The organism is Acidovorax sp. JHL-9, from assembly GCF_000426205.1.
Lineage (GTDB): Bacteria > Pseudomonadota > Gammaproteobacteria > Burkholderiales > Burkholderiaceae_C > Acidovorax > Acidovorax soli.
In genome coordinates this window covers 1-13,456 of the sequence record NZ_AUEX01000004.1, presented here as the reverse complement: position 1 = coordinate 13,456, position 13,456 = coordinate 1, and the positions used below count along the sequence as shown (strand labels likewise).

General features: G+C 66.7%; 12 protein-coding genes. 1 reads left to right on the top strand and 11 read right to left on the bottom strand.

Features of this window, described 5'->3' with window-relative positions; all coding sequences use genetic code 11:
- Positions 1-41: 41 nt before the first annotated feature.
- The 9 genes from K225_RS20330 to K225_RS0104160 all read right to left on the bottom strand — a co-directional run bounded on the left by K225_RS20330 (position 42) and on the right by K225_RS0104160 (position 8,905).
- Positions 42-1,034: a tripartite tricarboxylate transporter substrate binding protein gene (locus K225_RS20330; protein WP_162143877.1), complete on the bottom strand. Its 993-nt coding sequence runs from the start codon at positions 1,032-1,034 to the stop codon at positions 42-44.
- Complete coding sequence (locus K225_RS0104195) at positions 953-1,246, bottom strand: enolase C-terminal domain-like protein (protein WP_026435247.1); 294 nt, start codon at positions 1,244-1,246, stop codon at positions 953-955. Before K225_RS0104195 ends, K225_RS20330 begins: the two co-directional genes overlap by 82 nt.
- 51 nt (positions 1,247-1,297) lie before the next feature.
- The gene (locus K225_RS0104190; protein ID WP_026435246.1) at positions 1,298-2,422 is read right to left on the bottom strand and encodes an SDR family oxidoreductase; all 1,125 of its coding nucleotides are present in this window, start codon (positions 2,420-2,422) and stop codon (positions 1,298-1,300) included.
- Complete coding sequence (locus tag K225_RS0104185; protein ID WP_026435245.1) at positions 2,419-3,672, bottom strand: ABC transporter substrate-binding protein; 1,254 nt, start codon at positions 3,670-3,672, stop codon at positions 2,419-2,421. The genes K225_RS0104190 and K225_RS0104185 overlap by 4 nt, the downstream gene beginning before the upstream one ends.
- Before the next feature lie 35 nt (positions 3,673-3,707).
- Positions 3,708-4,796: a cyclase family protein gene (locus tag K225_RS0104180; RefSeq protein ID WP_026435244.1), complete on the bottom strand. Its 1,089-nt coding sequence runs from the start codon at positions 4,794-4,796 to the stop codon at positions 3,708-3,710.
- Positions 4,797-5,089: 293 nt separating this feature from the next.
- Positions 5,090-5,992 carry a PhzF family phenazine biosynthesis protein gene (locus tag K225_RS0104175; protein WP_026435243.1) on the bottom strand — a complete coding sequence of 301 codons (903 nt, stop codon included), beginning with the start codon at positions 5,990-5,992 and terminating at the stop codon, positions 5,090-5,092.
- A gap of 4 nt (positions 5,993-5,996) precedes the next feature.
- Complete coding sequence (locus tag K225_RS0104170; RefSeq protein WP_026435242.1) at positions 5,997-7,184, bottom strand: PLP-dependent aminotransferase family protein; 1,188 nt, start codon at positions 7,182-7,184, stop codon at positions 5,997-5,999.
- Between the two features lie 144 nt (positions 7,185-7,328).
- Positions 7,329-8,246, bottom strand: coding sequence for a DMT family transporter (locus K225_RS0104165; RefSeq protein ID WP_034711804.1), 918 nt, complete (start codon positions 8,244-8,246; stop codon positions 7,329-7,331).
- Positions 8,247-8,305: 59 nt separating this feature from the next.
- Complete coding sequence (locus K225_RS0104160) at positions 8,306-8,905, bottom strand: LysE family translocator (RefSeq protein WP_026435240.1); 600 nt, start codon at positions 8,903-8,905, stop codon at positions 8,306-8,308.
- 135 nt (positions 8,906-9,040) lie between these two features.
- Between K225_RS0104160 and K225_RS0104155 the strand changes: the two genes are divergently transcribed.
- Positions 9,041-10,501, top strand: coding sequence for a PLP-dependent aminotransferase family protein (locus K225_RS0104155; RefSeq protein WP_026435239.1), 1,461 nt, complete (start codon positions 9,041-9,043; stop codon positions 10,499-10,501).
- A 30-nt stretch (positions 10,502-10,531) separates the two neighbouring features.
- Here K225_RS0104155 and K225_RS22120 read toward each other — a convergent pair whose 3' ends face one another.
- Positions 10,532-10,702, bottom strand: a complete 171-nt coding sequence (locus tag K225_RS22120) for a hypothetical protein (RefSeq protein WP_155885223.1) — start codon at positions 10,700-10,702, stop codon at positions 10,532-10,534.
- A gap of 344 nt (positions 10,703-11,046) precedes the next feature.
- The gene (locus K225_RS0104145) at positions 11,047-12,945 is read right to left on the bottom strand and encodes an ATP-binding cassette domain-containing protein (protein WP_026435238.1); all 1,899 of its coding nucleotides are present in this window, start codon (positions 12,943-12,945) and stop codon (positions 11,047-11,049) included.
- Between the last annotated feature and the right edge of the window lie 511 nt (positions 12,946-13,456).

Sequence of the window (13,456 nt, the reverse complement as noted above, 5' to 3'; positions counted from 1 at the left end):
TTCCGCTCGCGCCGGTCTGTGGTCCGGCGCAGCAGGGTTCATCATTCCGGCGTAATCCCGGCGGCGGTGATCAGGCTGCGCCATTTGCCGATCTCGCTGCGCGTGAATTCGTCCAGCTGGGCGCTCGTGCTGCCTTCGATGGTGAAGCCCAGGTCGGCGAACCGGGCGATGATGTCCTTGGATTGCGTGAACCGTACCACCTGCTGGTTCAGGGCCTGCACCTCCGGTGCGGGCGTGCCGGCGGGCGCATACATGGCGATCCAGTAGCTCAGGTCGAAATTGGCCATGCCGGGTGCGGTGGCCAGGCTGGCGACGCCTGGCAACAGGGGGTGCGCCTGCGCGGTCGTGACCCCCAGGGCCTTGAGCTTGCCGCTGCGCAGGTGTGGCAGTGCGGACTGGATATCCACAAACAGGCTCGATGTCTGTCCACCCATGACATCACTGAGCGCGGCCGGCCCGCTTTTGTAGGGAACATGGATCAGAGCCAGATTCGATTTGAGCGCCAGCGTGGCTCCACTGATGATGCCGGAGCTGTTGGCGCTGCCGTAGCTCACCTTGCCGGGATTGTTTCTGGCATAGCCTACGAATTCAGCGAGTGTGCTGAAGGGCGCATCCGCGCGCGTAGCCAGCACGAAGGCGCCTTTGCCCAGCAGTGAAACGGGCGCGAAATCCTTCTGCGGATCGTAGGGGATCGTCTTCATCAGGCTCAGGTTGGAGGCCTGGGTGGTGTTGGTGGTCACGAGCAGCGTGTAGCCATCGGCGCGGGCCTTTGCGACCGCATCGGCACCGATGGCACCATTGGCGCCCGCCCGGTTGTCCACCACGACCGGCTGCTTGAGCGCGTCGGCGATGTGCTGCCCGACCAGCCGCGCCAGCGTGTCAGGGGTATGGAAATGTGCGCAGTAAGCGCCTGGCTCTGTGGCCGCGAACGGAAAATGGGCGGCTGCTGCGTTCAGGCTGCCTGTCGCCGCTGGTGGTAGGCCAGCGGGTCCGGGCCCAGGATTGCGCCGAACCCTGGGTTGTCGGGCACGCACAGGGCGAATGCTTCGTAGCGCAGTGCGCCGATGGCCACGCCGTCAACCAGCAGCTGGGGGCCGAACCGCTGGCATCCCCATTGCAGGTCGGGCAGGGTCGAATGCAGCTGTGCGCAGGCCGCCGTGCCGATGGCCCCTTCCAGCATGGTGCCGCCAAAGATCGCGGGACCCTCCACGCTGGCAATGTGGGCGATCTGGGCCGTGCGCATCATGCCGCCGATGCAGGCGCAGATCGACGATGGTGCTTGCTATGGCCGTGATCTTCATGCCAGGGTCCGAGCCTGCGCAGCCGTGGGCAGCAGACGGCGCTGCTGCAGCTGGCCGAACCACTTGCGGAACATGTCCTCGGTGTCCATGCAGGCGTGGAAGCCCGCCTGGCGGATCTTCACCGAGCTCATGATCACCGGCGGCAAAGGACCTGTCTTGCCGTGGTTCATCTGGAAGTCCGCGTAGGTGGCGCCTTGGCCGATGAAGGCCGCCAGCTTGCGCGGCGCCGCCAGCCGGTATTTGTCCACGATACGCTCCCAGGCCTGTTGTTGCCCCGCCAGGGTGGCACCCAGCGATTGCGGTTCGGGCGCGCCCACCGCCATGCCCAGCGCATCGGCTATGGTGGGCCAGACGTTCTGCCACACGAAGACGTCGCCGTTTTCCAGGTTGAAGGTTTCGTTGCGCGCGTTGGGCGAGGTCGCGGCCCAGGCGCAGGCCTGGGCGATCAGGTCGGCGTCGATGGCCTGGTTGACCCGCGCGGGGCCGCCGGGGTAGGCCAGCGGCAGGCCTTGTTCATGGCGCAGCCAGGCATAGACGCCAATGGCCGGGATCGGGTTCATGTGGCTGCCCATGGCATCGCCGAACACGATGCGCGGCCGCAGGATGGTGAAGTGCCAGCCTGCCTTGGCCTGGCGCTCGCGCAGGAAGTCCTCCTGCAGCCAGTAGAAGTTCTCGTGCGCGTCGCGCGGCCAGCGCTCGCGCGCGGGCACGGCGATCTCGGGGTGGATGTGCACACCGTAGGCCTTGCCGCCCTGCATGATGGTCACATGGCGCAGCGGGCCGCCGGGGCGGTCCAGCGGTTCGACCACGTTGCGCAGCATCTGCAGGTTGGTATCCATTTGCTCCTGGTCGCGCCAGCCGCCGACGAGACCGCCGGGCTTTTCATAGACGGCGGCGTACACCACATGGGTGATGTCGTCGCGGCCCGCCAGCGCGGCGGCGCAGGCCGCGCTGTCCTGCAGGTCCAGCTGCAGGCTGTGCGCACCGGGGGGCGGCGTGATGGGCCGGCGCGCCACGCCGATCGCGCTCCAGCCGGGCAGGCTGGCGAAATGGCGCAGGCAGGCCTGGCCCACCACGCCCGTGGCGCCCACGATCAGGACGGTGCTCTGGGCTGTGCTCATTTCTTGACCATCGGGCACTTGGACTGCGACAGCGGCAGGAAGGCCTTGTCACCCGGCACCGTGGCCAGCAGCTTGTAGTAGTCCCAGGGGTACTTGGAATCGGCCTGCGACTTGACCTCGAACAGGTACATGTCGTGCACCATGCGACCGTCCTCGCGGATGCGGCCATTCTTGGCAAAGAAGTCGTTGATGGGCGTCGCCTTCATCTGCGCCATCACCTTGGCCGTGTCGTCGGTCTTGGCGGCCTGCACGGCCTTGAGGTAGTGCATGGTGGATGAATAGGCGCCCGCCTGGCTCATGTTGGGCATCTTCTTCATCTTCTCGAAATAGCGCTTGGACCAGGCGCGTGTCTCGGGGTTCATGTCCCAGTAGAAGGCCTCGGTGAGCATCAGGCCGCCCGCCGTGCGCAGGCCGATGGCGTGGATGTCGTTGATGTACATCAGCAGCCCGGCCAGGGTTTGCTTGCTCTTGCCCTGGGTCAGGCCGAACTCGCGCGCGGCCTTGATGGTGTTCACGGTGTCGCCGCCGGAGTTGGCCAGGCCGATGACCTGGGCCTTGCTGTTTTGCGCACTCAGCAGGAACGAGGCGAAGTCGGTCGCAGCGATCGGGTGCCGGGCCGCGCCCAGCACCTTGCCGCCCTGGGCCGTGACCACGGCGCTGGCCTGGTCCTGCAGGCTGTGGCCGAAGGCGTAGTCGGCGGTGATGAAGAACCACTCCTTGCCGCCGCGCTGCGTGATGGCGCTGGCCGTCACGTTGGCCAGGGCGTAGGTGTCATAGACATAGTGCACGGTGCTGGGCATGCACAGGTCGCCCGTGAGGCGGTCGGTGCCGGGACCGTTGAAGACGATGACCTTCTGCTTTTGCTTGGCCACTTCGAGCACGGCCAGCGCCGGGGCGGAGACGGCCACGTCCATGATGGCATCCACCTTGCCGGTGTCGAACCATTCGCGCGCCTTGCTGGCGGCGATGTCGGCCTTGTTCTGGTGGTCCACCACCAGCAGCTCGATCTTCTTGCCCAGCACCTGGCCGCCGAAGTCGTCGATGGCCATCTGGATAGCGGCGGCGCTGCCCGGGCCGGTGATGTCGGCAAAGGGGCCACCCAGGTCCGTGAGGATGCCCAGGCGCACGACGTCGTCGGAAATCTTCACCTCTTGCGCGGTGGCCGCAGTGGTGGCGGCCAGCAGCGCCAGGCTGGCGCAAAGCGCACGGCATGCGGTGGGCAGGGGGTTGCGGGTGGGGTGGCGGTTCATGCTTGTCTCCTGGGGTTGTGTGGGGCTAACGGAAATCAGAGGGTGGCGATGGGCGTGACGGGCGAGCCCACGGCACCGGGAAGGCGCAGGGGCGGCGCGGTGAGCAGAAAGCGGGTGCGCCCCCGGGCGTGCAGTGCTTCGGCGAGCTCGTCGAGGTACCACAGCTCACCCAGCGGCAGCCCGAGCTTGAACAGGCAGTGCTCGTGCAGCGGCAGCACGGGGTAGGGTGCGCCGTCCGGGGGCACGCGTGTGGGCGGGTGGCGCTCCACGGCGTAGTTGTCGGCCACCAGGGCCGCGATGCCGCTGTCGGTGATCCATTGCAGCAGCTGCTGGTCGCCGCCATCCAGGGCGGCGCAGCTGTGGTGCAGTCGCTCGGCGTCGGGCTGGCCCTGCATGGACAGCACCAGCCCCGCAAAGCCGGTGCGCAGCAGCAGCATGTCGCCGGGCTCCACCGTGGCGCCGCACTGTGCCATGGCGTGCATGAGCTGCTCGTAGCCGATGTCCTGGAACTCGGTGCCGCAGACCCGTGCCAGGTCCACCAGCACGGCACGCCCTTGCATGCCTTTTTTCGCCAGGTTCTCCACGCCCAGGGCGCGCGCCACGCTGGTGTCGGCGGGGCGGCCGGCGCAGCAGATCGGGCGATAGGGGCCGGGCTTGCCCTGGGCGTCGCGTTCGGGCAGGCCATGGTCCACCGGCCCCAGCACATGCTCGTGGCCCCGGTAGCCGTTGTAGTAGGTGGTGCGCAACTGGCCGTCGCCCTCGGCATCGAACAGCGAGCCCACATGGGCCAGCGAATCCCACTGCGTGGAGTACTGCAGCGACAGCAGCACCTGGTCGTCGCTGATCACGTCGGTGGCGCCGGCAAGCACATGGCCCAGCGGGAAGTTGAGGTAGGGCCGGTCGCCATTGCGTGTGGGCGACAGGCGCGGAGGATGGCGCCGCGCATTGAGCGCGTTGCCGCCGGGCAGGTCCAGCGGCAGCGAGAGGCAATAGCTGAGCCCCTCGCGCACTTCCAGCGCGCCCTTGCGCACCTGCTCAGGCCCGATCAGGTTGGCGCGCCCCAGTTGGTCATCGGGCCCGAAATCGCCCCAGTTCGAACCGGGGGGGCGTTGTTTCCATCGCATGCTGTTGTCTCCTGCCGCTGGTGACTGCGGATGTGGAGACTATGGTGTTGGGCGTGGCGGCGCACGTCAAACCCATAGATAAAAATTTCATGGAATGAAATCGAAGATGGGGTTAACCCTTCCGTCTGGCATGGGAATTGGCACCGACTGGGGATGGAGAGAGCTATCTCAGTCGGATCATGTTTCGGTAGGCAAAACCGATGAAGTGCCGTTTGGGCGCGCCGCGAGCGTCTGCACGGGCAGGGCTCAGGAGGTGGCGGCGGGGCGCGGGAGTGACCGTGGTGGAGGGGCTGCTACAGCAGCACCTCGCCGCGCACACAGGTCACCGTGCTGCCACCCACCCAGATGTCGCTGCCTTCCTGTGCGACGTGCACGCGCCCGGCACGGCCCAGCGCGGTGCCCTGGCTGGCCACATAGTGTGTGGGCGCCAGGCCCGCGCCGATGAGCCATTGCGCCAGCGCGGCATTCAGGCTGCCCGTGACAGGGTCTTCGCTCAGGCCGTTGCTGCCAGGGAAGAAGGCGCGCACTTCGAAGGCAATGCCCTGTTCATCGCTGCTGCCCACCACGCCGACCTTGCCACGCGGTGCGGATGCTCCACCTTCTGCGCTTGGCCCGACCACGCCCACGTCGAGCCCGGCCAGGATGGCGCCGTCGGGCTTCAGCGCCAGCACCTGCGCGGCCGAGCGCAGCATCACGCCGCGCCAGTTCGGGCCGTTGTCGCACCAGGCGTGGTGCAGGATGTCGCTGCGCGCCACGCCCAGGCCCTGGGCGATGCGGGCCACGTCGGCTTCGTCGAGCGGGCCGCTGCGGACCAGGGGCGGCGCGGCAAAGGCCAGGCGATCGCCGTCCTGGCGCAGCGCCACCAGGCCCACGCCGCATTCCTGCACCACCCGGCCCGCCGTGTGGGGCTGGCCGCCGGCTTCGAGCCAGGCATGGCAGCTGCCCAGCGTGGGGTGGCCCGCAAACGGCAGCTCGCGGCCGGGGCTGAAGATGCGCACGCGGTAGTCCGCCCCGGCCGCGCGGCCTTCGGGCGTGGGCGGCAGAAGAAAGGTGGCTTCGGACAGGTGGGTCCAGTCGGTGAACTGCTGCATGGCCTCGGTGGTGAGGCCTTCGCCGTCCAGCACCACGGCCAGCGGGTTGCCCAGGTAGGGCTGGGCGGTGAACACATCCACCTGCCGGAAGGGGCGCTGGCGCATGGTTTCAGCCCTTTGCCTGGTGGGCGCGGATGGCTGCCGCCAGCGCGGCAATGGCGGTGCGGATCTCGTCGCTGCTGGCGGTCACATACGACAGGCGCAGCGTGCGCGTGTCGGGGTGTTCGGCATAAAACGGTGCGCCGGGCACAAAGGCCACGTTGCGCTCCACAGCATCGGCCAGCAGTGCCTGCGCGTTCACGCCCTCGGGCAGGCGTACCCACAGGAACATGCCGCCCGCCGGGCGTGTCCATTGCACGCCGAGGCCGGCCATCTCATGCTCCAGTGCGGCCAGCATGGTGTCGCGCTGCTGCTGGTAGAGGGCACGGATGGTGGGCACATGGCGATCGAGGAAGCCGTTCTTGATCACCTCGGCCACCACACGCTGGTTGAAGCCGGGCGTGTGCAGGTCGGCAGCCTGCTTGGCCTGCAGCAGCTTGGGGTAGATGGCCTTGGGCGCCACCAGAAAGCCCAGGCGCAGGCCCGGGGCCAGCACCTTGGAGAACGAGCCCATGTAGATGCAGCCGTCGGGGTTGCGCGCGGTCAGGGGTGCGGGCGGGGCCTCGCCGAACCACAGGTCGCCGTAGGGGTTGTCCTCGATGAGTGGAATGCCCAGCGCGGCTGCCTTGGCCACCAGCGCGGCACGGCGTGCCTCGGTCATGGTGCGGCCTGTGGGGTTCTGGAAGTTGGGCAGCACATAGGCCAGGCGGGCCTTGTCGGTGCCGGTGCCGGCCTTGGCGGCAAAGTCTTCCACCAGGATGCCGTCGTCGTCGCTGGCCACGCTCACGGCGATGGGTTCCTGCGGCGCGAAGGCCTGCAGCGCACCCAGATAGGTGGGTGTTTCCACCAGCATGCGGCTGTTCTTGTCGAGGAACACCTTGCCGATCAGATCGAGCGCCTGTTGCGAACCGGTGGTGATGAGCACCTGGTCGGGGTCCACCGCCCAGGGCAGCATGTCGGCCACGGCCTGGCGCAGGGGGGCGTAGCCCTCGCTGGTGGCGTATTGCAGGGCGGCGGCGCCGTCGCGTGCCATCACGGTGTTGCAGGCCGCGGTGAACTCCTGCAGGGGAAAGGTCTTGGGTGAGGGCAGGCCGCCGGCCAGGCTGATGATGCCGGGCTTGTCGGTGAGCTTGAGGATCTCGCGGATCGCGGAGGGGTTCATCTTGGCGGCGCGTGCGGCCAGGGTCCAGTTCGTCATGCAGTCATCTCCAGTGGCGCCCGCCAGGGGCGCTTGTCATCCATAAAAAAGCCGTTGTGCGGCGGGGTACCGGCCTGCGGGTGGGCCGATGGGCACGCACTGTAACCTGCCCTGCGGCCGCAATGCCCGGAGGTGTCGCCATCGTCATGCCGAGGCGGGCCGTGGCCGCACCGGCATGCGCCGGCCCAGCAGCACGGTGGCCATCACGGCCAGGCCAAAGCCCACGCTCACGGCATCAAGGCGCTCGCCCAGCAGGGGCACGGCAAACAGCATGCCCAGAAAAGGCTGCACCAGTTGCACCTGGCTCACGCGCACCGTGCCACCCAGCGCCAGGCCCCGGTACCAGGCAAAAAAGCCCAGCCACATCGAAAACACCGACACATAGGCAAAGCCGCCCCAGGCCAGCGCTGGCATGGGCGTTGCGGGCAGCGACAGCGCCGCCAGCGGCACCGTGGCGGGCAGCGAGATCACCAGCGCCCAGCAGATCACGAACTCGGCCCGCATGTCCTGCGACAGCCGTGCACCAAAGCCGTAGCCCACGGCCGCGCACAGCATGGCGCCCAGCAGCAGCAGGTCGGCCGGGTGCAGCGAAAGCCCGGCGCCGCCCGAACGCAGCACGGCAAAAGCCACGACCAGGCCGGTGCCCAGCAGCGCGCAGGCCCAGAACGCCGGCGACGGGCGCTGGCGGTGCAGCAGCGCGCCCACGGCGGCGGTGGCCAGCGGCAGCACCCCCACGATCACGCTGGCATGCACGGCACTGACATGGCGCATGGCCATGGACGTGAGCAGCGGAAATCCGAACACCACGCCCAGCGCCGTCAGCACCAGCGGCCCCCGCTCGGTGCGTTGCGGCAGGGGTGCGCGCAGGGCCAGCAGCAGGGCGCCCGACAGCAGCCCGGCCACGGCCGCGCGCCCCATGGCGATGAACAGGCCCGACATCAGCGGGGCCTCGGGCGTGCCCACGGCCAGGCGCGTCATGGGCAGGGTCAGGGCAAAGATCGTGACGCCCAGCAGGCCCAGGGCCAGCCCGCGGGCCTCGGAGGCATTGTGCGGATGGGGCACTGGCGCGGTCGATGGCGTTGCAACGTCCGGGCTGGCAACGGATGCGGACACGGGCGTGCTCATGCGCGCACCATCCAGGCCGCCGTCACCACCAGCACCAGCGCCATGGCACGGTTGAACCACAGCAGGCGCCGGCCGCGCGCCAGCCAGTGGCGCAGCAGCGCGCCCACGGCGGCATACACCAGGTTGCTGGACAGCGCATACAGCGCCATCACCGGCAGCACCACGGCCAGGCGTTGCAGGCTGTCTTCGTGCCCGACGATCCAGCCCGCCACGATGGTCAGCGACAGCAGCCAGGCCTTGATGTTCACGAACTGCAGCGCCGCACCCTGCCAGAAACCTACGTCCATGCGGGCCGCATCGGCCTCGCCCAGCCGGGCGCTCTGGCTGAGCTTCCAGGCCAGCCACACCAGGTAGGCAATGCCCACGGCCTTGATGCCCCAGCGCAGCGCCGGCACCGCCACCACGGCGGCCCCCAGGCCGCCCGCGCACAGCAGCAGCAGGGCGCTCCAGCCCACGGGCACGGCGCAGACAAAGCGCATGGCATGGCGCAGCCCCCGGTTGGCCGCCAGCGCGGTGGACAGCGTGGTGTTGGGGCCGGGGCTGAAGCTCATGGCGGTGGCCAGTGCCAGCAGGGCAGTGAATTCAACAGGTGGCATGGCGTTGCAAGGAGGAGATCGGACTGTTACTGTAGAAGCACTGGCAATACAGTACCAATACAGATTGGTCGACAATGGCACGATCTGTAATGGCGATTGTGTCAGCACAGTTGGCATTTCTGCACGAGGCACCGCATGTTGACCCGTTCCAGCAACCACACCCTGACCGAGCAGCTGGCCGAGCGCTTTGCCGAGCGCATCCGCTCGCGGCTGCTGCCCGCGGGCACGCGCCTGCCGTCAGTGCGCGAATGCGCGCGTCAGCAGGGCGTGAGCCCCTACACCGTGGTGGCGGCCTACGACCAGCTGCAGGCCCAGGGCCTGGTGGAGGCGCGCAACCAGCGCGGTTTCTATGTGCGTGATTTTGTGCAGAATGGGGCTGTAGCGCGGGAAGGAAAAGCGCTTTCAGCCATACAGAATGCAGCCGTCGTGGTGCCGGATGGACGCCGGGATTGCGGGCCTTTGCCCTCGGGTTCGCGCATCAACGCCACGGCGCTGATCCGGGGCATGTTCCACCAGGCCTCCTCTCACCCGCAGCCGGGTTCCGGCGTGTTTCCTGCGCAATGGCTGGAGACGGGCTTCATGGCGGCGGCGGTACGCAAGGTGACGGCAAGCCGGACGCTGCAGGAGGGCTCGCTCCAGTATGGCGACCCCATGGGCGACCCCGGCCTGCGCCAGGTGCTGGCGCGCAAGCTGGCCGGCCTGGACATTCCCGCGCCGGCCGGGCAGATCATCACCACGGTAGGGGCCACGCACGCGCTCGACATTGTCAGCCGCACCCTGCTGCGCCCGGGCGACCCGGTGATGGTGGAGGAGCCCGGCTGGTCGGTGGAGTTCGCGCGGCTCGATGCCCTGGGCATGCGCATCCTGCCGGTGCCGCGCCGCGCCGACGGGCCCGACCTCTCTGTGATGGCGCGCTATTGCGAAGCCCACGCGCCCAAGCTGTTCGTGAGCGTGAGTGTGTTCCACAACCCCACGGGCTATTGCCTGTCGCCCGGCAGCGCCCACCAGGTGCTGCAACTGGCGCAGCGGCACAACTTCCACATTGTGGAGGACGACACCTACAGCCACATCGCGCCCGCGCACGCGACGCGGCTCACGGTGCTCGACGGCCTGCGGCGCACCATCTATGTGAGCGGCTTCGCCAAGATCCTGGCGCCCAACTGGCGCGTGGGTTACCTGGCGGCGCCACCCGATCTGGTGGAGCGGCTGCTCGACACCAAGCTGCTGTCCACCCTGACCACGCCGTCCATCCTGGAGAAGGCGCTGGCCCTGTGCATCGACCAGGGCCAGCTGCGCCGCCACGCCGAGCGCATGCGCCTGCGCCTGGCCCAGGCGCGCACGCGCAGCGTGCAGCTGGCGCTGGAGGCCGGGTGCAGCTTTGCGGCCGAGCCGGCGGGGCTGTTTGGCTGGGTGGAGACGGGCGTGGATACCGACATGCTGGCCCAGCGCATGCTGGACGAGGGCTACCTGCTGGCGCCCGGGGCCTTGTTCCATGCCAGCCGACAGCCCTGTACGCTGATGCGCATCAACTTCACCACCACGCAGGATGCCGCCTTCTGGCGCGTGTTCCAGCGGGTGGTAGCGCAGAGCCGGTAGCCACGTTGCGCTGCAACGGGCAGCGCAGGTTCAGGCGGCTGCGCGTTCCACTACGAGGTCGGACAGCACCCGCAGCAGCGCGCGCTTGGCTTCTTCCAGGTCCGTCTGGTGGGTTTTGTACCGTTTGCGGATGGCGCTGGCGTCGTTGGACTCCAGGGCGCGGGCCTGGGACACAGGGGCCGGTGTCCAGCGCGTTGGCATCGTCGATGCGTTCGGACAGCGGGACGCGGCGCTGGATGGTGCCAGGGGTTCGCATGGCATCGTCCAGTTGCAGCAGTAGCCCGCACGGGTAGATCTTGCGGCGCAGGTTGTTTTCCATGCGGGCATCGAGCAGGTGCGTCATGCGCTGTGCCCGCCTCACCATGGCTTCGCGCACGGGTCGCAGGTTCAGGTGGCTCCTTTAGAGGCCCTGGCCCACGGTACAGCGGACGAGGTCCTGCCCTTGAACCAACGCGATTGCGCGGGATCGCCACGCCCGTTCTCACCATCGGATCTGATCGGTTGCCGCAAGGCTCGGAGGGCGCCTTGCGTTGATCGGCCGTTCGTCAGGCAGAAAGTGCCGACCAGCGCTCCAAGGCTGCCATCAATTCTTCTTCGATCTCGCCTTCGCGCGCATGCAGGGTTGCCGCACGGGCTGGATCCTTGCTGTAGAGCTGTCCGTCGGACAGCTCCTGTTGCAGGGCTTTCTGCTCGGTCTCCAGCTCGGCAATCCGTTCAGGCAACTGGTCCAGCTCACGTTGCTCTTTGTAGCTCAGTTTCTTTTTTGGGAGTTGTTCCGGCTTGTCTGGTAGGCGCTGGGGGGGATTTTTCTCTGAAATATCTGTTGCCCCCGAACGTGCCTGAGGCGCAGCGGCGGCCAGTGCCCGGCTGCGCTTGGACTGGACCAGCCAGTCTTGCACGCCGCCCTCATACTCCCGCCACCGTCCGTCGCCTTCGAATGCGATGGTGCTGGTCACCACGTTATCGAGGAAAGTCCGATCGTGGCTGACCAGAAACACGGTGCCATCGTAGGACTCCAGCAGTTCTTCCAGCAAATCCAGGGTGTCGATGTCCAGATCGTTGGTGGGTTCGTCCAGCACCAGCACATTGGCGGGGCGGGCGAACAGGCGCGCCAGCAAAAGCCGGTTGCGCTCGCCTCCGGACAGGGACCGCACGGGGGAGTGCGCGCGCGCGGGCGAAAACAGGAAATCGCTCAGGTAGCTCTTGACATGCTTGCGCTGCCCGCCGATCTCAATCCATTCGCTGCCTGGACTGATGAAATCCTCCAGCGTGGCATCGAGGTTGATGGCATGGCGCATCTGGTCGAAATAGGCGACCTGCAGGTTGGCTCCCTGGCGGATCGTTCCCGCGTCAGGCTGGAGCTCGCCCAGGATCAGCTTGAGCAGGGTGGTTTTGCCCGCACCATTCGGGCCAATCAGGCCCACCTTGTCGCCGCGGAGAATGGTGGCGCTGAAGTTGCGCACGATGGTCTTGTCGCCGAATGCCTTGCTGACCCCGTTCAGCTCGGCCACGATTTTGCCTTGGTAGCCGTTTTGCGAACCGGTGGCCACATCCATCTTCACGCTTCCCACTACATCCCGCCGTGCCTCGCGGCGCGCGCGCAGGTGCTCCAGCCGTGTGATGCGGCTTTGGCTGCGTGTGCGCCGCGCCTCCACGCCCTTGCGAATCCATATTTCTTCCTGGGCCAGCAACTTGTCTGCCTTGGCGGCGATCACTGCTTCCTGTGCCAGTTGCTCTTCCTTCTGGACGAGGTATTGCGCGAAGTTGCCTGGGTAGGAGCGCAACTGGCCCCGGTCGAGTTCCACAATCCGCGTGGCGACCCTGTCCAGAAAGGCTCGGTCGTGGGTGATGGTGACAACGCTGCCCGGGAAATCGAGCAACAGCTCTTCGAGCCACTCGATGGAGTCCAGATCAAGGTGGTTGGTGGGCTCATCAAGCAGCAGCACGTCAGGCCGCGCCACCAGTGCCTGGGCCAAGGCGACGCGCTTCTTGGTGCCGCCCGAGAGTGTGCCAACTCTGGCATCCGGGTCCAGGTGCAGGCGCTGCAGCGTCTCCTCAACCCGCTGTTCCCAGTTCCAGGCATCGTAAGCCTCAATCACGGATTGCAGTGCGTCGAGGTCGAGGCCTTCTGCTCCGGAAAGATACTGGTCCCGGATCGCAATGACATGCTGCAAACCTTCCGATGCCGCTTTGAAAATGGTGGCTTCCGGGTCCAGTGCGGGTTCTTGTGCAACGTAGGCGATGCGCACGCCTTGCTGTACCTGCAGGGTGCCATCGTCCGGTTTGGCCAATCCGCCAAGAATCTTGAGCAGGGACGACTTGCCAGCTCCGTTGCGCCCGATCAAACCAATGCGCTCTGCGGTTTCCAGGGAGAAGCCAGCGTGGTCCAGCAATGCAACATGCCCAAATGCGAGTTGGGCGTCCAGAAGGGTGATAAGTGCCATAGTGGCGCTGATTATCGGGGTCATCCGTTTCTGTCCTAGGGCGATTGGACTCCTCCGGTCCAGGACAGAATGGTGCAGCTCGCTGGAGTCCTGTCTTTTTCTTGGCTTTCCCGTGCTACAATCTATGGCTTCGCTGCCTTGAGCCCTCCTCTTTGGTAGGTTGTAGGCGGCGGAGGAAAAAAAGAAGATGGTTTTGGGTTGGTCTGGGTAAAAACCCGGTATATAATTCAAGGCTTCGCTCGGTGGGTCTGGTTGCTGTGAGTGGCTGGGATCTGGAGAGTGAAAATTTTCGAAAGTTTGACGGTTCTTCAAAAACTGTGCTAGAATTTAAGGCTTCGCTGATCGCAGCGGGTTGAAGATGATGAGGCGGCTTAGGCGCTTTGTGATCTGGTTCATTAAAAACATACAGCCGATAAGCGTGGGCGTTTGATGGCGAGTGCCAAGTTCTTTGGAACTAGTGCTTAGCACTACAAACGCTCATGAGAGAGAAGTGAAGTTCACTTCAATTCTT